Origin of the sequence: Pseudomonas fildesensis, from assembly GCF_001050345.1 — a bacterium.
Lineage (GTDB): Bacteria > Pseudomonadota > Gammaproteobacteria > Pseudomonadales > Pseudomonadaceae > Aquipseudomonas > Aquipseudomonas fildesensis.
The window spans coordinates 103,354-127,949 of the sequence record NZ_LFMW01000001.1 but is presented as its reverse complement, the minus strand read 5'-3'; the positions used below and the strand labels follow the sequence as shown (position 1 = coordinate 127,949).

General features: G+C 62.7%; 24 protein-coding genes. 7 read left to right on the top strand and 17 right to left on the bottom strand.

The window, feature by feature from the left end:
* Positions 1-79: 79 nt before the first annotated feature.
* Genes ACR52_RS00660 through ACR52_RS31120 form a run of 4 tightly spaced genes read right to left on the bottom strand, consistent with a single transcriptional unit; the run spans position 80 to position 2,795 of the window.
* Positions 80-568 (bottom strand): Lrp/AsnC family transcriptional regulator, encoded by a 489-nt coding sequence (locus ACR52_RS00660; protein WP_010449292.1) that lies wholly within the window; start codon positions 566-568, stop codon positions 80-82.
* 45 nt (positions 569-613) lie between these two features.
* Entirely contained in the window at positions 614-1,258 is a 645-nt protein-coding gene (locus ACR52_RS00655; RefSeq protein WP_048719357.1) for an HAD family hydrolase, read from the bottom strand.
* A gap of 48 nt (positions 1,259-1,306) precedes the next feature.
* Positions 1,307-2,599 carry a 4-aminobutyrate--2-oxoglutarate transaminase gene (gene gabT, locus ACR52_RS00650; protein WP_048719355.1) on the bottom strand — a complete coding sequence of 431 codons (1,293 nt, stop codon included), beginning with the start codon at positions 2,597-2,599 and terminating at the stop codon, positions 1,307-1,309.
* A gap of 49 nt (positions 2,600-2,648) precedes the next feature.
* Positions 2,649-2,795, bottom strand: a complete 147-nt coding sequence (locus ACR52_RS31120; protein ID WP_236692108.1) for a hypothetical protein — start codon at positions 2,793-2,795, stop codon at positions 2,649-2,651.
* Here ACR52_RS31120 and ACR52_RS00645 point away from each other — a divergent pair.
* Positions 2,794-3,720, top strand: coding sequence for a 2-hydroxyacid dehydrogenase (locus ACR52_RS00645; RefSeq protein ID WP_048719352.1), 927 nt, complete (start codon positions 2,794-2,796; stop codon positions 3,718-3,720). The genes ACR52_RS31120 and ACR52_RS00645 overlap by 2 nt on opposite strands.
* A 178-nt stretch (positions 3,721-3,898) precedes the next feature.
* On the opposite strand, the gene ACR52_RS00640 is transcribed toward ACR52_RS00645, so the two are convergent.
* From ACR52_RS00640 to ACR52_RS00585, 12 genes are all read right to left on the bottom strand, one after another.
* Positions 3,899-4,984 carry a tartrate dehydrogenase gene (locus tag ACR52_RS00640; RefSeq protein WP_048719349.1) on the bottom strand — a complete coding sequence of 362 codons (1,086 nt, stop codon included), beginning with the start codon at positions 4,982-4,984 and terminating at the stop codon, positions 3,899-3,901.
* Between the two features lie 20 nt (positions 4,985-5,004).
* Complete coding sequence (locus ACR52_RS00635) at positions 5,005-6,465, bottom strand: NAD-dependent succinate-semialdehyde dehydrogenase (protein WP_048719347.1); 1,461 nt, start codon at positions 6,463-6,465, stop codon at positions 5,005-5,007.
* Positions 6,466-6,582: 117 nt separating this feature from the next.
* Positions 6,583-7,740, bottom strand: a complete 1,158-nt coding sequence (gene argE / locus ACR52_RS00630; protein WP_048719344.1) for an acetylornithine deacetylase — start codon at positions 7,738-7,740, stop codon at positions 6,583-6,585.
* The gene (locus ACR52_RS00625) at positions 7,737-8,891 is read right to left on the bottom strand and encodes an NAD(P)/FAD-dependent oxidoreductase (protein ID WP_048719341.1); all 1,155 of its coding nucleotides are present in this window, start codon (positions 8,889-8,891) and stop codon (positions 7,737-7,739) included. Before ACR52_RS00625 ends, argE begins: the two co-directional genes overlap by 4 nt.
* Positions 8,888-10,264 (bottom strand): FAD/NAD(P)-dependent oxidoreductase, encoded by a 1,377-nt coding sequence (locus ACR52_RS00620; protein ID WP_048719338.1) that lies wholly within the window; start codon positions 10,262-10,264, stop codon positions 8,888-8,890. The genes ACR52_RS00625 and ACR52_RS00620 overlap by 4 nt, the downstream gene beginning before the upstream one ends.
* Positions 10,246-10,554 (bottom strand): (2Fe-2S)-binding protein, encoded by a 309-nt coding sequence (locus tag ACR52_RS00615; RefSeq protein ID WP_048719336.1) that lies wholly within the window; start codon positions 10,552-10,554, stop codon positions 10,246-10,248. Before ACR52_RS00615 ends, ACR52_RS00620 begins: the two co-directional genes overlap by 19 nt.
* Positions 10,551-12,392: an ABC transporter ATP-binding protein gene (locus ACR52_RS00610; RefSeq protein WP_048719334.1), complete on the bottom strand. Its 1,842-nt coding sequence runs from the start codon at positions 12,390-12,392 to the stop codon at positions 10,551-10,553. The genes ACR52_RS00615 and ACR52_RS00610 overlap by 4 nt, the downstream gene beginning before the upstream one ends.
* A gap of 1 nt (position 12,393) precedes the next feature.
* A complete protein-coding gene (locus ACR52_RS00605; protein ID WP_048719331.1) occupies positions 12,394-13,269 on the bottom strand; it encodes an ABC transporter permease in 876 nt (291 codons plus the stop codon).
* Positions 13,266-14,222: an ABC transporter permease gene (locus tag ACR52_RS00600; protein ID WP_048719328.1), complete on the bottom strand. Its 957-nt coding sequence runs from the start codon at positions 14,220-14,222 to the stop codon at positions 13,266-13,268. Before ACR52_RS00600 ends, ACR52_RS00605 begins: the two co-directional genes overlap by 4 nt.
* A 13-nt stretch (positions 14,223-14,235) precedes the next feature.
* Positions 14,236-15,873, bottom strand: coding sequence for an ABC transporter substrate-binding protein (locus ACR52_RS00595; RefSeq protein ID WP_048719326.1), 1,638 nt, complete (start codon positions 15,871-15,873; stop codon positions 14,236-14,238).
* Between the two features lie 95 nt (positions 15,874-15,968).
* Complete coding sequence (locus tag ACR52_RS00590) at positions 15,969-17,243, bottom strand: NAD(P)/FAD-dependent oxidoreductase (protein ID WP_048719324.1); 1,275 nt, start codon at positions 17,241-17,243, stop codon at positions 15,969-15,971.
* A 30-nt stretch (positions 17,244-17,273) separates the two neighbouring features.
* Positions 17,274-17,942 carry a haloacid dehalogenase type II gene (locus ACR52_RS00585; protein ID WP_048719321.1) on the bottom strand — a complete coding sequence of 223 codons (669 nt, stop codon included), beginning with the start codon at positions 17,940-17,942 and terminating at the stop codon, positions 17,274-17,276.
* A 497-nt stretch (positions 17,943-18,439) separates the two neighbouring features.
* Here ACR52_RS00585 and ACR52_RS00580 point away from each other — a divergent pair, with 497 nt between their 5' ends.
* Together ACR52_RS00580 and ACR52_RS00575 are read left to right on the top strand one after the other, a co-directional pair.
* A complete protein-coding gene (locus ACR52_RS00580; protein WP_048719318.1) occupies positions 18,440-19,291 on the top strand; it encodes a GNAT family N-acetyltransferase in 852 nt (283 codons plus the stop codon).
* Positions 19,292-19,313: 22 nt separating this feature from the next.
* Entirely contained in the window at positions 19,314-20,027 is a 714-nt protein-coding gene (locus ACR52_RS00575) for a cupin domain-containing protein (RefSeq protein ID WP_048719317.1), read from the top strand.
* Between the two features lie 28 nt (positions 20,028-20,055).
* Here the strand turns inward: ACR52_RS00575 and ACR52_RS00570 are convergent, their stop codons facing one another.
* Positions 20,056-20,940, bottom strand: coding sequence for a LysR family transcriptional regulator (locus ACR52_RS00570; RefSeq protein ID WP_048719314.1), 885 nt, complete (start codon positions 20,938-20,940; stop codon positions 20,056-20,058).
* A 95-nt stretch (positions 20,941-21,035) separates the two neighbouring features.
* On the opposite strand from ACR52_RS00570, the gene ACR52_RS00565 reads away from it, so the two are divergent.
* From ACR52_RS00565 to ACR52_RS00550, 4 genes are read left to right on the top strand one after another with little or no spacing between them, the layout of a single operon-like run.
* Positions 21,036-22,172: a DSD1 family PLP-dependent enzyme gene (locus ACR52_RS00565; protein ID WP_048719312.1), complete on the top strand. Its 1,137-nt coding sequence runs from the start codon at positions 21,036-21,038 to the stop codon at positions 22,170-22,172.
* On the top strand, positions 22,162-22,566 hold the full coding sequence (locus ACR52_RS00560; protein WP_048719309.1) for a RidA family protein: 405 nt from the start codon (positions 22,162-22,164) through the stop codon (positions 22,564-22,566). Before ACR52_RS00565 ends, ACR52_RS00560 begins: the two co-directional genes overlap by 11 nt.
* Positions 22,563-23,735 carry an NAD(P)/FAD-dependent oxidoreductase gene (locus ACR52_RS00555; RefSeq protein ID WP_048719308.1) on the top strand — a complete coding sequence of 391 codons (1,173 nt, stop codon included), beginning with the start codon at positions 22,563-22,565 and terminating at the stop codon, positions 23,733-23,735. Before ACR52_RS00560 ends, ACR52_RS00555 begins: the two co-directional genes overlap by 4 nt.
* Positions 23,732-24,571: a GNAT family N-acetyltransferase gene (locus ACR52_RS00550; protein ID WP_048719306.1), complete on the top strand. Its 840-nt coding sequence runs from the start codon at positions 23,732-23,734 to the stop codon at positions 24,569-24,571. Before ACR52_RS00555 ends, ACR52_RS00550 begins: the two co-directional genes overlap by 4 nt.
* The last annotated feature ends 25 nt before the right edge of the window (positions 24,572-24,596 follow it).

Below are 24,596 nucleotides of genomic sequence, written 5' to 3'. Positions count from 1 at the left end.
TCATGGGCCATGGGATCGCACATGACGCCGGGCCACGGATTCCAGCCAGCCCCCGACATTTAGTTCGGTCGAGCCTGTTTCAGTGGCGCAGGAGTTTGCGCAGGGGGACGCCGTCCTTAAGCACAGGCGACTTGATCACGATATAGCTGAAGTACTTGGAAATGCCGATGTTCTTGTCCAACAGACTTTCGACCACTTCCTGGTAATGCTGAATGCTGCGGGTCATGAAACGCACCAGGTAGTCATAACCGCCACTGATCAGATGGCATTCAAGCACCTCGTCCACCAGTCGAATATTGGATTCAAACTTGGCGAAGTCTTCGCGCTTGTGGTCGCTGAGGGTGATCTCGGTAAACACCGTCACCGAATCGGTGATCTTGGCCAGGTTCAAGTGCGCCTTGTAGCTGGAAATATACCCGGCCGACTCCAGCCGCTTGACCCGTTGCAGGCAAGGGCTGGCCGACAGGCCTACCGCGTCGGCGAGGCTGACATTGGTCATCCGGCCGTCCTTTTGCAGTTCAACCAGAATACTGATGTCGATCCGGTCCAGCTTGACTTGCCCTTCCATTACGTACCTCTTGACTGCCGTTTGTAAGACAATCTTCTAGCAAAATCAGCGCCGTAAAGACAGCTGATGCTGCGCCACCAGATCCGCCATGCTGCTGATGCAGTAATCCGCCCCGCATGTCGAAGGCTTCCGGGCCCGCTGGCGGCCGATCAAACAGCGATCCAGCGTACCATGGGCGCCGACCGACGGTTGCGTCACATGCAACACCGGCTGCACATCAGCCCCTTGCTCCGTGAGCCATTGCGAGTCTTCGGCCAGGGAAATGAAATCTTCCGGTGCAACCCCCAACCGCTCGCACAGCACCCCTCGATCCTCCGCGTCCCGGTCGCCGCGCACTAGCAACCGGTAGAATTTACGCAAGTACAGCATCGCCCCCGGCGCATCCTCGAACAGCGACCAATTGCCCGCTGAACGGGCAAAGCTCATGCCCTCCTCCCAACTGGCGTGCAGCCCCCAGCTCTCGGCGAGTTGGCGATGGGCAAAACACAGCACGCCACTGAAACCTAGCTCAGCGAAGCGCGGGTAGAGCTTTGCGACCACCGCTTTGTAGTCGGCCAACACCTGCTCCTTCGATGGCTGCCCGCCACGGCTCTCGAGCAGCGGCTGCAACGCCGTCCACACCCCCGAGTCCCGATCCACCAGCACTTCATCGCAATCGATCAGCAACGCTCGATAATCTGTCAGTCCCATGTGGGGTCAAGCCTCCAATGATGCAGTTGGCCCATAACAGGCACAGGCTCAGTTCAAGACCCGTGCCAAGGCGCCATCAAGCATTTTCAGAGCTTCGTCAACCTGGGCTTCGGTGGCCACCAACGGCGCGAGGAAGCGCAGCACATTACGGTGCACCCCGCATTTGATCACCAGCAAACCACCGGCACGGGCTTCATCGATCACCCGTTGGTTGAGGTCGGCATCTGGCGTGTGTGCCGGGTCATCCTTGATCAATTCGATCGCCAGCATAAAGCCGGTGCCGCGCACGTCGCCGATACGCGGGTAGCGCGCCTGCAAACCAAGCAGGCCCTGGCGCAGGCGCTCGCCCAGCACTTGGCTGCGCGCCAGTAACTGCTCTTGCTCGAACGCTGTGATCACCGCCAGCGCCGCCGCGCAGGCCAGGGCGTTACCACCGTAGGTGCCACCCAGGCCGCCGGGCAGCGGCGCATCCATGATGTGTGCCTTGCCGACCACACCGGAGAGCGGCAAACCACCGGCCAGGCTCTTGGCCACAGTGACCAGGTCGGGCTGGATGCCTGCATGCTGGAAACCGAACCAGGTGCCGGTGCGACCGAAGCCGGTCTGGATTTCGTCGAGGATCAACACGATGCCATGCTTGTCGGCCAACGCACGTAATGCCTGGAGAAACTCAGGCGGCGCCGTGAGGAAACCACCATCGCCTTGCACCGGTTCAATGATGATCGCAGCCACGCGTTCCGGGGCCACCTGGGTCGCCAGCAACTCATCCAGAGCCTTGAGCGCAACGTCGCTGGTCACACCGCGATAGGCGTTCGGGTACGGCGTGTGGAACACCTCCGGCGCAAACGGACCGAAGTTCTGCTTGTAGGGTTGGCTCATGCCCGTGAGCGTAGTACCGAGCAAGGTACGGCCATGGAACCCGCCACGAAAGGCGATGACCGCCGAGCGATTGGTGTGGGCGCGCGCGATCTTCACCGCATTTTCCACCGCCTCGGCGCCGGAGGTGAAGAACGCGGCCTTATAAGCCTCCTGCCCGCCGACCAATTCACACAGGCGCTGGGCCAGGTCGAGGTAAGGCTGATAGGCCACCACCTGGAAGCAGGCGTGGGAGACCTTCAGCAACTGAGCCTGCACGGCAGCGACCACTTTGGGGTGGTTGTGGCCAATGTTCAACACGCCGATACCGCCGACGAAGTCCAGGTAACGCTTGCCATCCACGTCCCACAATTCGGCGCCCTGCGCGCGGTCGATCACCAGCGGGTGCGCGGTAACCAGGCCACGGGGCACGAATTGATCGCGCTGACGGAGCAAATGAGGGGTTTCGTCGACTTTGCTGTTCATGGCATTTCCCATCGTGAGTCCGGCAACCGGAAGGTGGTTGCGATGCTGTTCAGATTACGGCCTGCGGGAAACGAACTACGCCGAACTTGCCCCGTGAGAAATTCGGATCCACTGTTTTTCCCCCGCCTTTCAACAGATCCTGCGCCGGGCTTAAGGGATGATGGGCGTTATCTTCAATCAAGCAGGAAACGCCCATGGCCTTGCTCTACAAAGCTGACCCGGTGCGCGGCCAACACTGGCAGGCACTGTTCGCCGAACATGCACCGGACATCGCCTGGCGCGCCTGGCCGGACATCGGCAACCCCGAAGAGGTCGAGTACCTGGCCGCCTGGCAGGCGCCGGACAACGTGGCGCAACGGCTGCCCAACCTCAAAGTGCTGTTTGCGTTGTCGGCGGGGGTCGATCAACTGGACCTGGATAACCTGCCGCCAGACTTGCCTGTGGTGCGCCTGCTCGATCCGGGCATCACTCGTGGCATGTGCGAGTACGCCAGTTGGGCGGTGCTCAGCCTGCACCGGGACATGCTGCGCTATCGCCAACAGCAAGTGGCGCGTTGCTGGCAGGCGCACCTGCTGCAGCCGGCGGTGAATCGGCGCGTCGGTGTAATGGGGTTGGGAACTCAGGCGCAGCAGATTCTGGCGACCTTGGCACCGCTGGGGTTTGCGCTGTCGGGTTGGGCGCGCAGTGCGCATCAGTTGCCGGGGGTGGATTGTTATGCGGGTGAGCAGCAACTGCCGGCCTTCCTTAGGCAGTGCGATATTTTGCTGTGCGTGCTGCCGTTGACCGAGCAGACCGTGGGCATTCTGGATCGGGGGTTGTTTGCGCAACTGCCACGGGGGGCGGCGTTAATCAATATGGGGCGTGGCGGGCACCTGGTTGAAGAGGACTTACTGGAGGCGCTGGGGAGTGGGCAGTTGAGTGGGGCGGTGCTGGATGTGCTGCAGGAGGAGCCGGCCGCGCCGGACCATCCGTTTTGGGAGCATCCGCAGATTGTGCTGACGCCGCATATCGCCGCGATGACGCAGCCGGAGAGTGCATTTAGGGTGTTGTTGGAGAATATTCGGCGGCATCAGCGCGGGGAAAAAATGGTGGGTGAGGTGGATCGTTTGCGGGGGTATTGATTGAGTTCTGCTGTATCGAGATCAAACTGTGGCAGGGGGCTTGCTCCCGATTGCGGCAGGTCAGTTATAAATGCATTCACTGACACTTTTGGCTGGGCCGGCATTCCGGCCCCTCCAAAAATACCCCGCTGTAAGCGCGGAACCCTAAGTAGCCGTTACCTGGATAACGGGTATGTACTCAACCAACCAGCCGCTGAACAATCGCCAACCCCACCTCCTGAGTAGACCCCTGCCCCCCCAGATCCGGCGTAATCGGCCCCTCGGCAATCACCGCCTCAATTGCCCGCAAAATCCCATCATGTGCCGCCCGATACCGTGCATCGCCATTCCCGAGGAAGTCCAGCATCAATGCCCCCGACCAGATCATCGCAATCGGGTTGGCAATGTTCTGCCCATAAATATCCGGCGCCGACCCATGCACCGGCTCAAACAACGACGGAAAGCGCCGCTCGGGATCCAGGTTGGCCGACGGCGCAATCCCGATCGTCCCCGTACACGCCGGCCCCAGGTCGGACAGGATGTCGCCAAACAGATTCGACGCCACCACCACGTCAAACCGGTCCGGTTGCAGCACAAACCGCGCACACAGGATGTCGATATGTTGCTTGTCCCAGGTCACCTCAGGGTACTTAGCCGCCATCAGCGCGGTGCGTTCGTCCCAGTAAGGCATGCTGATCGAAATGCCGTTGGACTTGGTCGCCGCCGTCAGGCGCTTGCGCGGGCGGGTCTGGGCCAGGTCGAAGGCGAACTTGAGGATGCGGTCGACGCCGCGTCGGGTAAACACCGACTCCTGCAGCACAAACTCATGTTCGGTGCCTTCGAACATCTTGCCGCCCACCGACGAGTATTCGCCCTCGGTGTTCTCGCGGATCACCACGAAATCGATATCGCCAGGCTCGCGCCCGGCCAGCGGGCACGGTACGCCGGGGAACAGCCGCACTGGGCGGATGTTCACGTACTGGTCAAAGTCGCGGCGAAACTTGAGCAGCGAACCCCACAGGGAAATGTGGTCCGGGACCTTGTCCGGCCACCCCACGGCGCCGAAGTAGATGGCGTCGTAGCCCTTGAGCTGCTCAAACCAGTCCTCGGGCATCATCTGCCCATGCTCCAGGTAATAATCGCAGTGGGCCCAGTCGAGCACTTCAATGCTCAGGTTCAGGTCCCAGGTTTTCGCCGCCTGTTCCAATACCCGCAGCCCTTCGGGCAATACTTCCTTGCCGATGCCATCACCAGCAATCGCGGCGATTCTGAATGCCTTGCTCATGGTGGATACCTCGCAAAAATTCAGTTCAACCCACCGATGTGGAAGGCTTTGACTTCAAGGTACTCGTCCAGGCCGTACTTGCTGCCCTCGCGCCCCAGGCCCGATTGTTTGATGCCGCCAAACGGCGCGACTTCCATGGAGATGATCCCGGTGTTGAGCCCGACCATGCCGAATTCCAGCGCCTCACCGAAACGCCACGAGCGCTGCAGGTCCTGGGTGAAATAGTAGGCGCCCAGGCCGTACGGGGTGGCGTTGGCCAGGGCGAGTGCCTGGGCTTCATCAGTAAAGCGCATCAGCGGCGCTACCGGGCCGAAGGTTTCCTCGTTGGCAAGCAACATGCCGGCGTGGGTGTCGCCCAGCACAGTGGGCTGTACGAACTGGCTGTCGCCCGTGGGGATCGCGCCGCACAACAAGGTGGCGCCCTGGCTCAGGGCATCGTCGATATGCCGTACCACCTTGGCCACCGCAGCGGGGTTGATCAGCGGGCCGATGGTCACGCCGTCTTCCAGGCCATTGCCAACCTTGAGCTTGCCCACCTCGTCCACCAGGCGCGCAGCGAAACGTTCGTAGATACCGTCCTGCACCAGAATGCGGTTGGCGCACACGCAGGTTTGCCCGGCATTGCGAAACTTGCTCAGCATCACCCCGGCCACCGCCTGTTCGAGGTCGGCGTCGTCGAACACGATAAACGGCGCGTTGCCGCCCAGCTCCAGGCTCAGGCGCTTGATGTGCTCGGCGCTCTGACGCATCAGCAGGCGGCCGACGGCAGTGGAACCGGTAAAGGATATCTTGCGCACCGCCGGGTTACCGGTCAGCTCTTCGCCAATGCCGGCCGGCAACCCTGTGATCACGTTGAACACGCCAGCCGGAATGCCGACGCGCTCGGCCAGCACCGCCAGGGCCAGGGCCGACAGCGGCGTGAGGTCCGACGGCTTGACGATGATCGGGCAACCGGCGGCCAGCGCTGGCGCGCACTTGCGGGTGATCATCGCATTGGGGAAGTTCCACGGGGTAATGGCGGCGCAGACGCCCACCGGTTGTTTGAGGGTCAGCAGACGGCGGTCGCCACTCGGCGCGGGCATGGTTTCACCGTAGACCCGACGGGCTTCCTCGGCGAACCATTTGACGAAACCGGCGCCGTAGCGAACCTCACCCTTGGCTTCGTTCAGCGGCTTGCCCTGTTCGCAGGTCATGATCAGCGCGAGGTCGTCGAGGTTGTCGATCATCGCCTGGTACCAACGCTCCAGCAGCGCCGCACGCTCCGCTGCAGGGCGCGCGCGCCAGGCGGGCCAGGCACGCTCGGCGGCTTCGATGGCACGGCGGGTATCCACCCCGTGCATGGCCGGGACCTGTGCGAGCAAGTGGCCGGTGGCGGGGTCGCGGATATCCAGGGTGGCGCCGCTGTCGGCAGCGATCCACTGGCCATCCACATAGGCGAGTTCAGCCAGCAGGCTGGGGTCTTGCAAGCGATTCTTGAGCATGGTCGAGTCCTGATCCGAGACACGCTCAAGTCTAGGGAGACGCGGCGAACGAGGATGCCGAAAGCGCCGTTTGAGCAGCGTGCCGTGCTGAAATTCGACCCAGGACGGCAGGCTCTGCTACACCTTCAACGAGCCGAGCAACCCCTGCAAAAAGCGCTCGCCGGCATCCATCTGGCTGATCTCGATAAACTCATCGGGCTTGTGCGCCTGCTCGATGGAGCCCGGACCGCACACCACCACCGGCACATCCAGGCGCTGCTTGAACAGCCCGCCTTCGGTGCCGAACGACACCTTGGAGGTGCCGGTGTCCGGCGCGGCGAATTGCTTGAGGAAGTGCACGGCCTCGACGCTGGGGTGCGTGTCCAGGCCAGGATAGACATTGACAGTCTCGATCTCGATGGCCGCCACGCTGGACAGCTTCTGCGCCTCGCGCACGATCACTTCGGCGCGCTCGCGCATCTGTTCCAGGAACTGATCCAGATCGTCGGCCGGCAGGTTGCGCACTTCAAAATCCAGGGTGCACAGGTTAGGCACGATATTCAGCGCCTTGCCGCCGATAATCTGCCCGACATGCACGGTGCTGTAGGGCACGTCGTAGTCGTGGTCCTGGGCGCCGTGACGTTGCAACTGCTGCTGGCTCTCGCGCAGCGCGGCGATAAAGTCGCAGGCGACGTGGATCGCGTTCACCGAACGCGGCGCCAGCGACGAATGCGCCTCCTGGCCCCGACAATAAGCGCGGTACGAGCCCTTGCCCTTGTGGCCCAGCACGAACTGCATGTTGGTCGGCTCGCCGATCACGCACAAAAACGGGCGGACGGGCGCCAGGTGCAGCACATCGAGCAAACGCCGCACGCCGACGCAACCGATCTCCTCGTCATGGGACAGGGCCAGTTGCAGCGGGCGGTTAAGGGTGTGGTCGGCGGCATCAAGCATCGCGTCGATGGCCAGGGCGATAAAGCCTTTCATGTCGCAACTGCCACGCCCGTAGATCCGCCCGTCCTGCACAGTGGCCGCGAAGGCGGGAAAGGTCCACGCCTGCCCCGCCGCCGGCACCACGTCAGTGTGCCCCGACAGCAGCACGCCGGGCTGGTCCCTGGGGCCGGTGCTGGCGAACAGGTTGGCCTTCTTGGCGCTTTGGTCCTTGACGATCAGCGACTCGATGCCCTTGGTCAGCAGCAGGTCGCGCACGTAGTCGATCAGGGCCAGGTTGGACGCCGAGGACACGGTGTCGAAGGCCATCAGTTGCTTGAGAATTTCGAGGACGCGAGGTTTCATGAGGCCTGGCTCCGTTGCTCGGCAGGTAGGGCGAAGCGAGTGATGGAAAACGACTCGATCGGTGTGCTGGTGCTGCCGGTGCCGAGCAACTCGGCCATCACATCGCCGACGCCTGGGCCGAGCTGGAAGCCGTGGCCGCAAAAACCGAAGGCGTAGAACAGACCGTCGACGGTACCGCTGGGGCCCATCACCGGCAGCGAGTCCGGCAGGTAGCCTTCGATGCCGCTCCACACGCGGATGATATTCAGGTTACCCACGCCCGGCAGCAAGCGGCGCATCTGGTTGATCTGGTTGATGATGCTGCGCGGCTCCACGTAGGCGCGGCGGTTGAGCATGTCCGGCTTGCTGCGGTAGCCGCCGCCGATCACGATATTGCCCCGTGGAATCTGGCGAAAGTAAATCACTTCCTCGGGGATCTTGGTGTACACGCCGATCACCGTGGGCAACGCATAGGGCACCGGTTCGGTCACCGCCATTTGCGGGCCGTGGGTGTCCAGCGGCACCGGCTCGCCGAACTGCGCCGAGAGTTTCTGGCCCCAGGCACCGGCGGTGATCAACAGCTGCGCCGCCTGGAACTGGCGGCCGTCGGTGGTAGTGACGTGGAAATCAGCGCCGACCTTCTGCACCTCGGCCACTTCCGTACGTTCTTCAATCTGCGCCCCCAGGCGAATGGCCGCGCGGGCAAAGGCCGGTGCCGCCAGGCGCGGGTTGGCGTGGCCGTCGTGGGGCGCGTAGGAGCCGCCTTTCACGTCCGGGCCGAGGAAGCCGAAGCGCCGGTGCAGTTCGGCGCCGCGATAAATCTTCAAGTCCAGTTGCGCAGCTTCCGGCGCGGCGGCATAGGCCTCCAGCTCGGCGACTTCATCTTCGCGATAACACACGCGCATATGCCCGCTGGGGATGAACTCCAGGTCATCGTCAATCAGCTCCGGCAAGCGTTTCCACAGCTCCCAGGAACGGTTAGCCAAGGCCAACTGCCCAAGGAACCGCCCTTGCCGGCGTACATTGCCAAAATTGACACCGCTGGCGTACTGGCCAATCTGGTCGCGCTCCAGCAAGATCACCGACTGCCCGCGCCGACGCAGGAAAAACGCAGTGGCCGAGCCCATCAGGCCGCCACCGACAATCACCACATCGGCTTTTTGCACACTCATGACGAAACCTCCTCGGTGAGCATCGACAGCGGCTTGACCGGGGCCTGCCCACGCTGGCGACCGACCTCCTGCACTGGCACGCCGGCCTCGGCGGCAATCACCTCCGCGCCGGCCTGGGAACAATAGCGACCCTGGCAACGGCCCATGCCCACTCGACTGAACGCCTTGGCGCGGTTGACTTCACAGGCGCCCTTCTCGTTCACCGTGCGGCGCAATTCGCCGGCGCTGATCATCTCGCAGCGGCACACAATGGCGCTGTCGGGCAGGGCCTTGGCCTGTTCGCTGGGCCAGGGGAACGCCTGGGCGAGGCCGAGGCGAAACTGATCCATTACCGCCAGAGCTTGCTGTTGTTCGTCACGCAGCCCGGCGTCCACCGGTTGCTGCAGATCTTCAAGCAGCGCCAACGCCACCAGGCGCCCGGCGTGCTCGGCGGCATCGGCGCCGCGAATTTTCGAGCCGTCACCGGCCGCATACACACCCTTCACCGAGGTGCGCCCGGCATCATCCGTGGCCAGCCACCATTGGCTGGAGGCCTGATCAAACGCCATGGTGCAACCGGCCAGGTCGCCCAATTGGGTTTCCGGGCGCAGGTGGTAACCGAGCGCGACGGCGTCGGCCTGCACTGTCACTGTTCGCCCATTGCCCGCAGTGAACCGCACGCCGCCCACGCCATTGGCGGCATCGCCCATGACCTGCAGCGGCTTGATCCCCAGGTGCACCGCCACCCTGGCCCGGTACAGTTGCGCCAGCAGCTTGATCCCGGTGAACAGCAGGCCCGGGCGCGCCAGCAGTTTGGGCAAGGCCTTGAGCCGCAGGCTCAGGGGCGAAGTGTCGAGCACCGCCGCCACTTCGGCACCGGCTTTGACGTATTGGCTGGCAACCAGGTACAGCAACGGTCCGCTGCCCATGAACACCACGCGATGGCCGATGGACACGGCCTGGTTTTTCAAGGCGATCTGCGCCCCGCCCAGGCTGTAGGTGCCCGCCAGTTGCCAGCCCTCGATAGGCATCAAGCGGTCGGTGGCGCCGGTGCAGAGGATCAGCGCGTCGTAATCCACCGTGCTGTGGCGGCCTTGGCTCGCACAGCACAATTGCCCCGGCGTGAGGTTCCACACCAGGGTGTCGGGGCGATAGTCGATGGCGCCACGCAGGCGGTCGAAACTCTCGTGCAGGTCGCGGGCCTTGGCGGCTTCGCTGCCATACAGGGTGGTGTAGTCCCGGGTAAAACCCTGGGGCTGCCGACGGTATATCTGGCCACCGTCGCGTCGATTTTCATCAATCAGGATCGGCTTGATACCGGCCGCCAGCAAGGTTTCGGCGCAACGAACGCCCGCCGGTCCAGCACCCACAATAACTACCCGTGCAGTGGCCATGTCGCCTCCGGTTGTGTGGTGACAATGTCCAGCCCGTCACGGACTTCATTGGAGCAGGCCCGCAGGCGTTCGCCGCTGCGGGTCCACACCCAGCAATCCTGGCATGCCCCCATCAAGCAGAAACCGGCGCGGCGCCCCGTGTCGAATTCCGATTGGCGCAGGGCGTTGCCCTGGGTCAGCAAGGCCACCATCAGGGTGTCGCCCTGCAAGGCCTCGATGGGTGCGCCATCCACGATCAGGTTGACCGTCGGCCGGCCCTGTTCGGCCAACCTCACAAAACGCCCCTTCATGCATACGCTCCCAAGGTCATAGTGGTAATGCTCTGCTGAGTATTCAGTAATTGGGCGCCATCGTGGTGGCAGAGAATTTCACTGCCGTTGTCCAGGGTTCTGCGGTTCGGCGCGGTGCGGTTGCACAGGCCGTCGACCCGCACCGGGCAGCGATTGAGAAAGGTGCACAGCTCCGGCACGTTGGCCCGCTCGCCAATCGGCGGCAATGCGCCGCAGGTGGTGCCGCAGTTTTCCAGCCAGCCCTGGCGCAGTTCGGGCACCGAGTGAATCAACAGGTCGGTGTACGGATGGAACGGCGGCTCGGCAAACGACTGGCGGCTGCCGGCCTGCACCTTGTGGCCGCTGTACATCACCACAATGTCATCGCACAGCGCGCGTACGGTGGAAATGTCATGGCTGATGAACAGGTAAGACACCCCCAGTTGCTGGCGCAGGTCGCGCAGCAGTTCGAGGATCGCCGCGCCCACCACGGTGTCGAGGGCCGAGGTGACTTCATCGCAGAGGATCAGGTCGGGCTTGGCCGCCAGCGCCCGGGCCAGGTTGACTCGCTGCTTTTGCCCGCCGGACAACTCATTGGGCCGGCGTTCGGCCATGTCGCGCGGCAGGCGAACCAGGTCCAGCAGTTCGCCGATACGCGCCTGCAATGCCGCGCCCTTGAGGCCGAAATACATCTTCAGTGGACGGCTGAGAATGGTCGCCACGCTGTGCATCGGGTTGAGCGCAGTGTCGGCGTTCTGGAACACCATCTGGATACGCCGAAATTGCTCCGGGGTCCGCTCGGACAGACTGCCGCCCAAGGGTTGCCCGTCGAATACCAGGCCGCCCAGGGCCGGGGTCAACAACCCCGCGACCACCCGGGCCAGGGTGGACTTACCCGAGCCCGACTCGCCGATCACACCGATGGCCTGACCCCGTCGCACCGTCAGGTCGATATCTTCCAGCACCCGGATCGCGGGCATGCCGTGCAGGTTTTTGTTGCCGTAGCCGGCGGTGAGTCCGGTAATGGTCAGCAGCGGCACGTCTTCGGCGATGCCGCAGGGTGGGCGGATGGTGGTATCGGGCCGCGCGGCGGCCAGCAGACTGCGGGTGTACGCGTGCGTCGGGGCCTTGAGCAGCGGCGCCGTGGCGCTCTGTTCGAGGATCTGCCCGCCGTTGAGCACCACGATCTGGTCGGCCATTTGCGCCACCACCGCCAGGTCGTGAGACACATACACCGCCGTGGCACCGCGCTCGCGCACTACGCGCTTGAAGGCGCGCAGCACATCGATCTGGGTCGTCACGTCCAGCGCGGTGGTCGGCTCGTCGAGCACCACCAGCAACGGGTCGCTGATCAGCGCCATCGCCGCCATCACCCGTTGCAGTTGCCCCCCGGAGACCTGATGCGGGTAGCGTTGACCAATGCGTTCAGGGTCTGGCAGCGCCAGGTCGCGGAACAGCCCGATGGCTTTGGCTTGCAGATCCGCCCGGCTGCCCAGGCCATGGATCAACGCGCCCTCCACCACTTGGTCGATGAGCTTTTTGGCCGGGTTGAACGCCGCCGCCGCGCTTTGCGCGATATAGGACACACGGTTTCCACGCAGGCCTTGCAGTTGTTGTTCGTTCAACGCGAGCATGTCGTGCTCGCCGACTTGCACGACGCCGCCAGACAGCCGACAACCGCGCCGCGCATAACCCAGCAGCGCCAGGGCGATGGTGGTCTTGCCCGAGCCCGACTCACCGATCAACGCCAGCACTTCACCTTTTTCCAGGGAAAAGCTCACCCCTTTGACGATTTCCACCTCGCCGTGCTCGCCACAGGCAACCACGCGCAGGTCTTCGACGCGAATCAATTCGGTCATTTCAATGGCCTCCCGTGCGGCGACTACGTCGGGACGAGAGATAGTCGATCAGCAGATTCACACCGATGGTCAGCGTACCAATGGCCAGCGCCGGAACAATAATGGCCATCGCGCCCTGATTGAGGCCGCCAATGTTTTCCCGTACCAGCGAGCCCAGGTCAGCGTCCGGCGGTTGCACGCCAAGTCCAAGAAAGCTCATGCCGCTGAGCAACAGCACGATGTAGCCGAAACGCAGCCCCAGGTCGGTCAAGACAGGGTTGAGCATATTCGGCAGGATTTCCATGCACGCCACGTATAACCGGCGCTCGCCTCGGGTACGCGCGACTTGTACGTATTCCAGGGCTTCGATGTTGACCGCCATGCTGCGGGCGACGCGGAACGAACCGGGGATGTAACTGATCACCGCGGTACAGATCAGCAGCGTCACTGACGACCCAAATGCCGAGACCATGATCAGTGCAAGCATTTTGCTCGGGATCGAAATGAACGCATCCATGATGCGGCTGATAATTTCGTCCAGCCACTTGGGTGAGACCACCGACAACAGCGCACACCCGGTGCCCAGCGTGCTGGCCAGCAACGCCGCCACCAAGGCCAGCCCGACGGTGAACCGCGCACCGACCAGCACACGGCTGAGCATGTCGCGGCCCAGGTAATCGGTGCCAAACGGATGCGCGAAGCTAAAGCCTTCAAAGATGTTATCGGACACTACTTCACCCACCGGGTGGGGTGCCAGCCAGGGGCCGAACAGCGCCACCAGCAACCAGGCCACGCACACCACGCCACCCACAAGACCCAGCCAGGACGGGCCACTGGAAACTTTGGCGAGTGCCAGGGCGGAGGAAGCAGGCTTTGACTTCACAATGAGAGTGTTCATTGGTTTCTCAGCCTCGGATTGGACAGGATTGCGCACAGGTCGGCGAGTAGCACCAGGCCCAGGTAGGCCGCGCAGAACAACATGGTGCACGCCTGCACCAGCGCCATGTCGCGGTTGGTCACGGCATCGACCATCAAGCTGGCAATGCCGGGGTAGTTGAAGATGGTTTCGACGATCACCACCCCGCCCAACAGGTACGAAAGGCTCAGGGCGATGGCGTTGGCAATCGGCCCGATCGCATTGGGCAAGGCATGGCGCAGCACAATCCGTATCGGGCTGACACCTTTGAGGCGGGCCATTTCCACGTAGGGGCTGTCGAGTTGATCGATCACGGCGGCGCGGGTCATGCGCGCCATTTGCGCGACGATCACGCAACACAGCGTCATCACCGGCAAGGCATAGGTGCGGATGAATTGCAGCGGTGAGGTGATGTCGCTGGCGTAAGACAGTGCCGACAACCAACCGAGGTTGACCGCGAAGATAAGCACCGCCAGGGTCGCCACCAGAAACTCCGGCACCGCGACCATCGCCAGGGTGACAAAGCTCAGGCAACTGTCGATGCGCCCGCCCCGGCCCATTGCCGAACCGATGCCCAGCAACAGCGCCACCGGCACCGAAACCAGCGCCGTGGCACCGGCCAGCATCAGGGTGTTGGGCACTCGGCCCGCCATCAGTTCACCCACCGGCATGGCGTTGGATACCGACACACCCATATCGCCGGTGAGCAGGTTCATCAACCAGTGCAGGTACCGCAACACACCGGGCTGGTCCAACCCCAGTTTCAGGCGCAGTGCCGCCACCTGTTCAGGCGTCGCGAACTGGCCGAGGGATTGTTGCGCCGCGTCCCCCGGCAGTACTGCCGTGATCGCAAACACGACCATGGACACGATCAACAAGGTCACGACCCCGGCGCTGAAGCGCCGGCCGATCAACCACAGTGTATTGCTATTCATCGCACTGCCCTCCTCAAGCGTCCAACCACACCTGCTCGGCGAACATGTAGCCCATGAAACCGCCCAGCGGGTTAGTGCCATAGCCTTTGATGCGCTGGTCCACGCCATCGATGTTGCTGATGAACACCGGCACGCCGATACCGCAGTGGTCGTGCACCAGCGCCTGCATGTCGCCGTACATTTTGGCGCGCTTGGCGTCATCGGTCTCGCCACGGGCCAGCATCAGCAACTGATCGAACTGATCGTTCTGCCAGCCCGACTCGTTCCACGGCGCCTTGGACTGGAAGAACTGCGAAAACATCACGTCGGCATTCGGCCGGGGGTTGATGTTGCCGAAGCTCAACGGGTGCTTCATCCAGTGGTTGGACCAGTAGCCGTCGCTCGGCAGGCGGTTGACATCGAGCTTGAGCCCTGCCTGTTTTGCCGATTGCTGCAACAGCACGGCGATGTCCACGGAACCGGTGGCGGCAGGCGACGCCATGACGGGCATGGTGATGCTTTCCATACCGGCTTTTTTTAACAGGAACTTGGCTTTTTCCGGGTCGTAGACCGTCTGCGGCAAGTCGGCGTTGAAGTAGCGCGAACCCGGCGCAATCGGGTGATCGTTACCGACCACGGCAAACCCTCGGAACACCGCAGACTTGACCTGCTCACGGTCCAGCAGCAGTTTCATGGCCTGGGTGAATTCCGGGCTTTTGCCGGGCAATTGGTCCTGGCGAATGATCAAGTCAGTGTAGTTGCCCGACGGTGCATCCACGACCCGGTGTTTGGCACTCGCTGCAATACGCGTGGTGGAGCGCGGGTTGACCTCGTTGATCATGTGCACGTCGCCCGACAGGAGCGCGTTGACCCGCGACGGCTCGTCAGCGATGGCGATGAATTCGATTTCATCGAGGTACGGCAGGCCCGGTTTCCAATAATTCTTGTTGCGCGCGGCAATCGAACGCACGCCGGGCTTGAACTCGCCGACAGTGAACGGACCGGTACCGATACCTTTATTGAAGTCGGTGGTGCCCTCGGGGACGATCAACAGGTGCGACACCGCCAGGATCGACGGCAGTTCGGCGTTGGGTGCGCTGAGGCGAATCTGCACTTCGTTCGGCCCGCTGGCCTTGATCTCGGCAAACTGCTCCATCAGCGGCATGACCTTGGAGCCGGTGAGCGGGTCCTTGTGCCGGTTCAGGGAGAACACCACGTCGGCGGCGGTCAGGCTCTTGCCGTTGTGGAAGGTCACGTCCTTGCGCAGGGTGATGGTCCACAGCGTGGCATCGGTGTTGTCGATGCGTTCGGCCAGCTCCAACTGCGGCACCAGGTGCACGTCGAAGCGCGTCAGGCCGTTGTAAAACATAAAGTGGCGCACGTAGTCGGTGGACAGCGCGCCCTTGGCCGGGTCAAGGGTATCGGCGGTGGAGCTGGACATGCCCGCGACACGGATCTTGCCGCCTGGCTTGCCCTTGCCTGCTGTGGTTGCTTCATCGGCAAACAACTTGCCGGCGGCGCCGAACAGGCTGCCTGCACCGGCCGCAGCCACACCGGCAACACCGAGCATTTGCAGGGCGTTGCGGCGCGACATGCCGCGATTGAGGCTTTCGAACACCCGCAGGCTTTCCTGGCCGGAGATGAGCTCGGGGGTGGTTTTGTTGTCAGTCATATCAAGGCTACCTGTCGATAATCGGAAGGATCGAGTGCTCACGGATGTCCGGAGCGTCCTGGAAACACAAACGACGGTGACGCAACAACGGCAACTCAGTGCAAATAGTCCTGGAAGCGGTACCAGGCACCCACAAACGGCAGGAACCAGGGTTTACCGAAATGCCCGGGGATCGCCGGCCACTCGAGTTCACCCCAGGGGTTGGCCGCCGCATTGCCGGCCATGACCTCGGCCATCACTTGGCCCATGTGCACCGACATCTGCACGCCATGGCCGCTGTAGCCCATGGAGTGGAACACCCCGCCATGTTGGCCGGCGCGTGGCAGGCGGTCGGACGTCATGTCCACCAGGCCACCCCAGCAGTAGTCGATCTTCACATCCGCCAACTGCGGGAACATGCTCAGCATTGCCGCTTGCAGAACCTTGCCGCTCTTGGCGTCGGACACGCTGTCGGACATTGCAAACCGCGCACGTCCGCCAAACAGCAGGCGGTTGTCAGGGGTCAGGCGAAAGTAGTTACCGATCATGCGGCTGGTCACATAGGCCCGATGCTGTGGCAGCAACTGGTCGATCAGCGCCTGGGGCAAGACTTCGGTGGCGATGACAAAACTGCCTACCGGCACGATCCGCCTGCGATACCAGCCCAGGTCGCCATGCTGGCAAGCGCCAGTGGCCAGCAACACTTGCCCGGCGTGCAGCGAACCCTTGGCGGTGTTGACCTGATAGCCACCCGCCTGGGCCTTCCAGTCCTTGACCTGGGTGTGCTCGTAAATCATCGCCCCGCGCCGCGCCGCTGCTTCGGCCAAGCCGACACCAAAGCGACCGACATGCATTTGCACGCCGTTGCGTTGCAGCAAGCCGCCGTGGAACTGCGCCGAATTGACTTCAGCGTGGGTCTGTTCGGCGCTGAGCAATTCGACATCGGCATCCACCTCCTGGCGGATCAGTTCGCAGGTACGGGCCAAGCCTTCGTAATGCATCGGCTTGGCCGCCAACTTGAGCTTGCCGTTGCGCACCATGTCGCAGGCGATACCTTCCTGCTCGACCAGCGAAACCACGGTCTGCACCGCGCTTTCATAGGCCTGGTAATAGGCGCGTGCCTTGGCGGCACCGAGGCTGGCGTGCAACCCGGCATAATCCTGGGCCACCCCGGTGTTGCACTGCCCACCGTTGCGCCCCGAGGCTTCACCGTTCACCCGCCCGGCGTCCAGCACCACCACGCTGGCGCCCTTGAGTGCCAACGCCCGCGCCGCCGCCAGGCCGGTGAACCCACCACCGACCACTGCCACATCGACCTGCCTGGGCAAGCCGCCCAGTTGGGCACCGGTGAACGCCGGTGCGGTATCGAGCCAATAGGATTCACTGCCCATGTGTAGCCCCTTGTGCCGATGGCGTTTGCTTTACAGCCCGACCAGCGCTGGCAGCCCACCGATATCGGTGATCTGCTGGTAGCCATAAAAGGCATTGGCCGGCGCTTCGTGGCCACGGGCAACGAACGCCTTGTTCTTGATCTTCATGTCATGGGCCGACATCAGGTCATAACGGAAGCTCGAAGACACATGCAAGATGTCTTCCGGACCGCAGTTGAGGTTGTCGAGCATGTACTCGAAAGCGGCCAGGCGCGGCTTGTAAGCCTGGGCTTGCTCGGCGGTGAACACCTTGTGGAACGGTGCGCCCAGCTTGTCGACGTTAGACATGATCTGACTGTCGCTGGCATTCGAGAAAATCACCAGGGGAATCTTGTCGGCAATTTTCGACAGGCCGGCCGGCACGTCCGCATGCGGGCCCCAGGTCGGCACAGCGTCGTAATACAGTTGGCCTTCCTCACGATAATCGATACCCCAGCGCTTGCAGGTACGGGCCAGGGCGGTCTTGAGAATTTCGTCGTACGGCATCCAGTCGCCCATGACCTGGTCGAGGCGGTAGGCCGAGAAGTCCTTGACGAACTGATCCATCTCTTCGGGCTTGATGCGATCGGCGAAGATCTCGCGGGTCATGGTGCCCATATGGAAGTTGGTCAGCGTACCGTAGCAGTCGAACGTAATGAATTTGGGACGAAGAAAGCTCATTGAGTGCAGTCCTGAAGTTCGTTGAGTGTGACAAGCGTTCACTGCCCTGGCGGCGCGTCGGCCTCGTTGCAGCACAGGTTCATTACACCACTGTGAAATCAGCATATGCCGTCTAAAACGACCTGTGCTCAATACAAACCACCGTTTTGGTGGCTGGGCTCAGCATACTTTGCGGTGCGCGCCAGGCTTGGGCAGGGCCTGTGTTTGTGCGCTTTTAAGGGGCTTTGGGGGGCTGAAAAGGCTTAAGGACGGGGGTGAGGCGGCAGAAAGTATTGAGTACATATCCACTATCCGCCGTTACCTAAACAACCGATATGGACTCAACCCCCACCTGGCATTTGCTGCTGCCCTCCCACCGCAATTAAGTAGTAAGTGTGGTCGCGCAACACACAGCCCAAGGAATCTACCGAATATCCGCGCCCCCCTTGCCAGCCTTTAAACCAGGTGGGATACAAGCAGCCCAGTGCTGAAAAAACAACGCTCTATGGAGGCTCGCCATGTCCGCCCTGCCACACCCTGCTTATGTCTACCGCCCGATGACCGTGGCTGACCTAGCGGCCGCCCACGCTTTGTCGGTGCAACTCAAATGGCCCCACCGCCTGGAAGACTGGGCGATGTTGCAACGCATCAGCGACGGGGTCGTGGTGCTGGATGGCGAGCGGCTGATCGGCAGCGCCTTCACGTGCCCCCAAGGCGACTACGCCACCATCGGCCTGGTGATCGTCAGCAATGACTACCAGGGCCAGGGCATCGGCCGCCGCTTGATGGAAAACGCCCTCGCCGCCTGCCAGTCGCGCACGCCGATCCTCAATGCCACCCTCGCCGGCGCGCCGCTGTATGCCAGCCAGGGGTTTGTCGAATTCGGGCGAGTGCAACAACATCAAGGCCAGGCGCTGGTCCCCGCGCTGGCGCAGCTAGCCAACGACGAAACCTGCCGCCCGCTGCACGCCGATGATCATGCCGCCCTGCTGGCCCTGGCCAAAGCCGCCAGCGGCCTGGACCGCCGTGAAGTACTGCGAGACCTGCAGGTAGAGCATGCCGTGGGCATCGAGCGCGATGGCCAGCTACGCGGCTTCGCCCTGCTGCGCCCGTTTGGCCGTGGGCGCTGCATCGGCCCGGTGGTGGCCGAAAACATCGACCAGGCCAAGCACCTGATCACGGTATTGCTCGCGCAGGTACCGGACACCTTTGTACGCATCGACATCCCCGTCGCCTGCGGCCTCAGCGACTGGCTCGAACAAGCCGGCCTGAAGAACGTCGACACCGTCGCACAGATGGCCTTGGGCACACCACCCCAGGCGAGCCAGGGCGTACAGCCTTTTGCACTGATCACCCAAGCGATCAGCTGACTTTCCTCACGGAGCACTTCCCATGTCATCTCCCCGTATTCTGCTGTTGGCGCGCGCCGACAGCAGCCGCGTTGCCACGTCCTTCAACACAGCGGCGTTAAGCGCGCTTGATCCGTTCGGCGACACACGCCAACTCGCCTGGCAGGGCGATGACGGCGTATCCGCAGGCCTGGTGCAGTTCAGCGGCGAAGCCATAATCGAAGATTTCCCGCACAGCGAAACACTGGTGGTGCACGCCGGCCACGTGGTGCTCAGCAGTGCAGAACAGACGCTGGAATTGGGCGTCGGCGCCAGCGCCGTGATCGGCCGAGGCACTCGTCTTACCGTGCAGGCGAGCAGCGCCAGCGAGTGGGCGTTCTGCGCCGTCGACCTGGCCGACGCCCCCGCCCGCCCCGGCCTGACCCTGCTCGACCCGCACACCCTGCTAACCCCCTCGGCCGCACCGGAACCGGCGATCCTGATCGGCCCCACGCCGCAGTGCCGCGCGCTCAACCTGTTCGACGATGCCGCCACCGAATTGCGCATCGGCATCTGGGACTCGACGCCCTACGCCCGCCACGCGCGCGCACACAAACTGCATGAATTGATGCACCTGCTGGAAGGCAGCGTCACCTTGCAAGATAGCGAGGGGGTCGAAGTCACGGTCAATACCGGTGATACGGTGTTCGTGGCCAAAGGCGCACCGTGCGCCTGGAAAAGCACGGTGTATGTGCGCAAGGTGTATGCGGTGAAGTAAAGTCGGTCAGGGCTACTCATCGCCCTGATCAGGCTTTCAACGCATCTTCCAGAAACGCCACCAATGCCTGTACGCGCGGGCTGCGAAGTTTGCGCGAAGGTAACAGCAGGAGGATCGGTGCGCTGTCAAAGCGCCAATCCTCCAACACCCGTACCAGGTTGCCACTGGCGACGGCGTCACCGACATCCCACTGGGAACGCAGCACCAGCCCCAAGCCTTGCTCGGCCCACCGCCGGGCGACGCTTCCGTCGTTACTCAGCAACGCCGGCTCTACGCGCAGCGTTTTACGGGCCTGCCCCTTACGCATATGCCACAACGTGACATCTTCATCATTCTCGCGAATGCAAATGCAGCGATGCTTCGCGAGCTGGTCCGGCGAGGACGGCACGCCGTACTCTTGCAGGTAGGCTGGGCTCGCGCATAACCAGCGCTCGTTTGCCGTGAGTTGCCGAGCAGTCCACAGGCTGTCATTGAGATGCCCGATGTGAATCACAGCATCGCTGTCATGCCGATCAGGCCAAGGTGTCTCGCGCAAATCCAGATGCAGGCGAAGCTGTGGATGCAACCTGGCAAAACGCGCCAACAGCGGTGCGATGCGCTGTCGACCATAGCCAAACGGCGCCGCCAGCCTCAATGTGCCTACCAGGCTTTCGTCCTTTTGCCTGAACGACTCCGGGAGCGCCTCCAACTGTTCCAGCAACAGCGCGCTTTCGCGGGAAAACCGCTCACCATCCGCCGTGAGGCTGAGACGTCGGGCGTCGCGATTGGCCAGGGTCAGCCCCAGCAGCGTCTCCAACTTGCGCAGCCGCATGGAAAGCGCTGGCGGGGAGACATTCAGGGCTCTGGCGGCGGCACTCAGGGACTCAGAGCGTGCAAGCGTGACGGCGAGGCGCAGGTCTTCGATGGAAATCATTCAATTTTACTTAATGATTGATTAGCTTTTATTGAACCACAACTTAAGGACAGCTGAGTAGAGTGCTGCCTGTACCCAGCCACTCGAGTTCCCCCATGTCCACGGCAATTGCCTCCCTCGATACACCTGCTGCGCTCATCGATGTCTCGCGAATGCAGCGCAATATCCAGCGTATGCAGCAGCGCATGGGCACTCTTGGCGTACGTTTGCGCCCGCACATCAAAACCAGCAAGTGCCTGCCGGTGATCCAGGCTCAGATCGACGCAGGTGCCAGCGGTGTCACGGTCTCCACCCTCAAAGAAGCCGAGCATTGTTTCACCGCAGGCATCAGCGATGTGTTCTACGCCGTGGCAATCGCACCGGGCAAACTGCCCCAGGCCCTGGCACTGCGGCGCAAGGGCTGCAACCTGAGCGTCCTCACCGACAGCGTCTCAGGCGCCCAGGCTATCGTCGCGTTCGCACAGCAACATGACGAACGCTTTGACGTGTGGATTGAAATCGATTGCGACGGCCATCGTTCAGGCCTCGCCGCTGAAGACGATTCACTCATAGACGTAGCGCGCATCTTGAGCGAAGGCGGCATGCAACTGCGTGGCGTGATGACCCACGCCGGGTCCAGTTACGAGTTGGACACGCTTGAAGCCCTGCAAGCGCTGGCTGAGCAGGAACGCTTGCTTTGCGTACGCGCCGCAGAACGAATCCGCGAAACCGGCATGGCGTGCCCCGAAGTCAGCATCGGTTCCACCCCCACTGCACTTTCGGCACTGAACCTGGAGGGCATCACCGAAGTGCGCGCGGGCGTGTATGTGTTCTTCGATCTGGTGATGCACAACATCGGGGTGTGCCAGGCAGACGAATTGGCGCTGAGTGTAATGACCACCGTCATTGGCCATCAGCAGGACAAAGGCTGGATCATCACCGACGCCGGCTGGATGGCCATGAGTCGTGATCGCGGCACGCAGCGTCAGCGCCAGGACTTTGGTTATGGGCAAGTGTGTACCGAAGCGGGCGACTGGATCGAAGGCGCGCTGGTCACTGGGGCCAATCAGGAACACGGCATCATCACCCTGGGCGCCGCCGGCAGTGACGACCTTGTCGCGCGTTTCCCCATCGGCAGCCGCCTACGCATCCTGCCCAACCATGCCTGCGCCACGGGTGCGCAGTTCCCGGACTATCACGCCGTAGACGCCGATGGCGCGGTGCACACCTGGAGTCGCCTGCATGGCTGGTAACCTAAACGTGATTCAGACGGCCAACGCGGCCGCACCGGGCGGGCATTATTCGCAGGCGGTGTCGCATGGCGGGGTTGTGTATGTGTCCGGGCAACTGCCGGTACGCGCGAATGGCGAGCACAGCGCCGATCAACCGTTCGAGGTCCAGGCGTCGATCGCCCTGGATAATCTGCTGGCGATTCTGAGTGAAGCAGGCCTGGGCCCCCGTGACCTGCTCAAAGTGACGGTGTATGTGGTCGGGATAGAACACTGGCCCGCCTTTGATCAACTGTATGCGCACTACCTCGGCGACCATCGGCCAGCGCGCGCCGTAGTGCCCGTTCCGGTGCTGCATCATGGCTACCTGATCGAAATCGAAGCCGTCGCCCGGACCGCACACAAGGAACCGTTATGAATCCGCAAAAAAGCGACGTATTGATCATCGGTGGCGGCATCATGGGCGCATCGTCAGCGTTTTTCCTGCGTCGGCGCGGTTGCTCGGTCACGCTGCTGGAGCGCGACCAGATTGGTCAGTACGCCAGCGGCGTGAACTTCGGCAACGTACGCCGCCAGGGCCGCTACCTGGGCCAGCTCGAGCTGGCCAATCGTTCCTGGGCGTTGTGGAAACGCCTGCCGGAGCTGATCGACGATGACCTGGAGTTTATTGCCAGCGGGCATATGCGCGTGTGTTATCGCGAAGATGAAATCGCTGAGCTGGAGGCCTATGCCGCCGCGCCGGAAGCCGCCCAACTGGACCTTAAAATCTATCGCGGCGCCGAGCTGCACCGGCGCTTCGGTTTCCTTGGCCCGGACGTTAAAGGCGGCTCCTACGCGCCCCACGACGGGCACGCCAACCCGCGCCTGGCGGCACCGGCGTTTGCCCGCGCAGCCCGGCGCCTCGGGGCGCGGATAGAAGAACGTACCGAAGTCGCCGACGTGCAAAAGGTCAATGGCCTGTTCCAGGTCACCACCACGGATGGGCAGTTATTCGTCGCCGAACAACTGTTGATTACCGCTGGCGCCTGGGCTGCGAGGTTGTCGGAGCGCTTCGGTGAGCCGGTGCCGCTTGAGCCCAACGGCCCGCAGATGTCAGTCACTGAACCGGTGCCCTACGCCTTGCCAACCGTGATCGGAGTGTTTACCAAAATCAAGGAAGAGGTGATCTACTTCCGGCAGATTCCGCGCGGCAACATCATCATTGGCGGCGGCAACCGCTGCACCCCCGACATGCTCAACCGACGGGCGTATTTCAAACCGCAAAGCCTGCTCAACCAGATGCGACAAATGCGCCGACTGTTACCCGGCGCAGAGAAGCTGAACATTATCCGCGTGTGGAGCGGCATCGAGAGCTACACGCCGGACTCCCTGCCAGTCATGGGCCCGAGCGGCAGCGTGGACGGGCTGTTTTATGCCTTCGGTTTCTGCGGCCACGGCTTCCAGCTCGGCCCGGGCGTGGGGGATGTGATGGCTGAACTGATCAGTACCGGGAGCACCAGCACCTTGATCAGCCAGTTCGATATCCGGCGGTTTACCCAACCTTCGACGGTGCCTGCAAACGCCCCCACCACAGGAAAACTGATATGAGCCACGCCTACGTTTATCGCACGGTCACTGCCGCCGACATGCCCGCCGCCCACGCGCTCTCCGTGCACCTGAAATGGCCTCACCGCGAGGAAGATTGGGCCATGGTGCAGCGCACGTCCGAAGGCTTCGTCGCGGAACAGGACGGCCAACTGGTTGGCGTGGCGTTCGCCTGCCATCAGGGCGTTTACTCCTCCATCGGCCTGGTGATCGTGAGCGATCACCATCAGGGAAAAGGCATCGGGCGCCGCCTGATGAACCTGTGCCTGGAGGCTGCGGCACCGCGCACGCCGATCCTCAACGCCACCGAATCAGGCGCGCCGCTTTATGCAAGCATGGGCTTCGTCGACTTCGCGCGAATCCAGCAACATCAGGGTGTGCCGCAGACGCCGGCGCCCTTGATCAAGCACTCGAGATGTCGCGTATTAAGCCTGGCTGAGTACCCGAAGCTGATCGAGTTGGCCAATGCCGGTAGCGGTCTGGACCGCACTGGAGTACTCAACGACCTGCTGCCAACGGCCGAGCACGTGGTCGGTATCGATGTGGACGGGCAACTGAGAGGTTGCGCCCTGCTCCGTCGATTTGGCCGGGGGCATATCATTGGTCCAGTGGTCGCGCAAAACCTGGAACAGGCCCAACAATTGATCACCCACCTGTTGCACTTGATCCCTGGTGCCTTCGTGCGATTCGACATTCCAACCGCGTGCGGGTTGGCTGAGTGGCTCGAGAGCCTGGGGCTGCCATGCGTGGATAAAGCGCCGCGGATGGTGCTGGGTTTGCCGCCGCAATCAAGCGGCGGCATCACCCAGTTTGCGCTGGTGACGCAAGCAATCGGCTAGGGAGCAAGGCGGGCCCGCCAGATTC

Excerpts from the sequence above, each read along its gene's own strand:
- ACR52_RS00660 (WP_010449292.1), bottom strand. The coding sequence starts at position 568 with ATGGAAGGGCAAGTCAAGCTGGACCGGATCGACATCAGTATTCTGGTT.
- ACR52_RS00655 (WP_048719357.1), bottom strand. The coding sequence starts at position 1,258 with ATGGGACTGACAGATTATCGAGCGTTGCTGATCGATTGCGATGAAGTG.
- gabT (WP_048719355.1), bottom strand. The coding sequence starts at position 2,599 with ATGAACAGCAAAGTCGACGAAACCCCTCATTTGCTCCGTCAGCGCGAT.
- ACR52_RS00645 (WP_048719352.1), top strand. The coding sequence starts at position 2,794 with ATGGCCTTGCTCTACAAAGCTGACCCGGTGCGCGGCCAACACTGGCAG.
- ACR52_RS31120 (WP_236692108.1), bottom strand. The coding sequence starts at position 2,795 with ATGGGCGTTTCCTGCTTGATTGAAGATAACGCCCATCATCCCTTAAGC.
- ACR52_RS00640 (WP_048719349.1), bottom strand. The coding sequence starts at position 4,984 with ATGAGCAAGGCATTCAGAATCGCCGCGATTGCTGGTGATGGCATCGGC.
- ACR52_RS00635 (WP_048719347.1), bottom strand. The coding sequence starts at position 6,465 with ATGCTCAAGAATCGCTTGCAAGACCCCAGCCTGCTGGCTGAACTCGCC.
- argE (WP_048719344.1), bottom strand. The coding sequence starts at position 7,740 with ATGAAACCTCGCGTCCTCGAAATTCTCAAGCAACTGATGGCCTTCGAC.
- ACR52_RS00625 (WP_048719341.1), bottom strand. The coding sequence starts at position 8,891 with ATGAGTGTGCAAAAAGCCGATGTGGTGATTGTCGGTGGCGGCCTGATG.
- ACR52_RS00620 (WP_048719338.1), bottom strand. The coding sequence starts at position 10,264 with ATGGCCACTGCACGGGTAGTTATTGTGGGTGCTGGACCGGCGGGCGTT.
- ACR52_RS00615 (WP_048719336.1), bottom strand. The coding sequence starts at position 10,554 with ATGAAGGGGCGTTTTGTGAGGTTGGCCGAACAGGGCCGGCCGACGGTC.
- ACR52_RS00610 (WP_048719334.1), bottom strand. The coding sequence starts at position 12,392 with ATGACCGAATTGATTCGCGTCGAAGACCTGCGCGTGGTTGCCTGTGGC.
- ACR52_RS00605 (WP_048719331.1), bottom strand. The coding sequence starts at position 13,269 with ATGAACACTCTCATTGTGAAGTCAAAGCCTGCTTCCTCCGCCCTGGCA.
- ACR52_RS00600 (WP_048719328.1), bottom strand. The coding sequence starts at position 14,222 with ATGAATAGCAATACACTGTGGTTGATCGGCCGGCGCTTCAGCGCCGGG.
- ACR52_RS00595 (WP_048719326.1), bottom strand. The coding sequence starts at position 15,873 with ATGACTGACAACAAAACCACCCCCGAGCTCATCTCCGGCCAGGAAAGC.
- ACR52_RS00590 (WP_048719324.1), bottom strand. The coding sequence starts at position 17,243 with ATGGGCAGTGAATCCTATTGGCTCGATACCGCACCGGCGTTCACCGGT.
- ACR52_RS00585 (WP_048719321.1), bottom strand. The coding sequence starts at position 17,942 with ATGAGCTTTCTTCGTCCCAAATTCATTACGTTCGACTGCTACGGTACG.
- ACR52_RS00580 (WP_048719318.1), top strand. The coding sequence starts at position 18,440 with ATGTCCGCCCTGCCACACCCTGCTTATGTCTACCGCCCGATGACCGTG.
- ACR52_RS00575 (WP_048719317.1), top strand. The coding sequence starts at position 19,314 with ATGTCATCTCCCCGTATTCTGCTGTTGGCGCGCGCCGACAGCAGCCGC.
- ACR52_RS00570 (WP_048719314.1), bottom strand. The coding sequence starts at position 20,940 with ATGATTTCCATCGAAGACCTGCGCCTCGCCGTCACGCTTGCACGCTCT.
- ACR52_RS00565 (WP_048719312.1), top strand. The coding sequence starts at position 21,036 with ATGTCCACGGCAATTGCCTCCCTCGATACACCTGCTGCGCTCATCGAT.
- ACR52_RS00560 (WP_048719309.1), top strand. The coding sequence starts at position 22,162 with ATGGCTGGTAACCTAAACGTGATTCAGACGGCCAACGCGGCCGCACCG.
- ACR52_RS00555 (WP_048719308.1), top strand. The coding sequence starts at position 22,563 with ATGAATCCGCAAAAAAGCGACGTATTGATCATCGGTGGCGGCATCATG.
- ACR52_RS00550 (WP_048719306.1), top strand. The coding sequence starts at position 23,732 with ATGAGCCACGCCTACGTTTATCGCACGGTCACTGCCGCCGACATGCCC.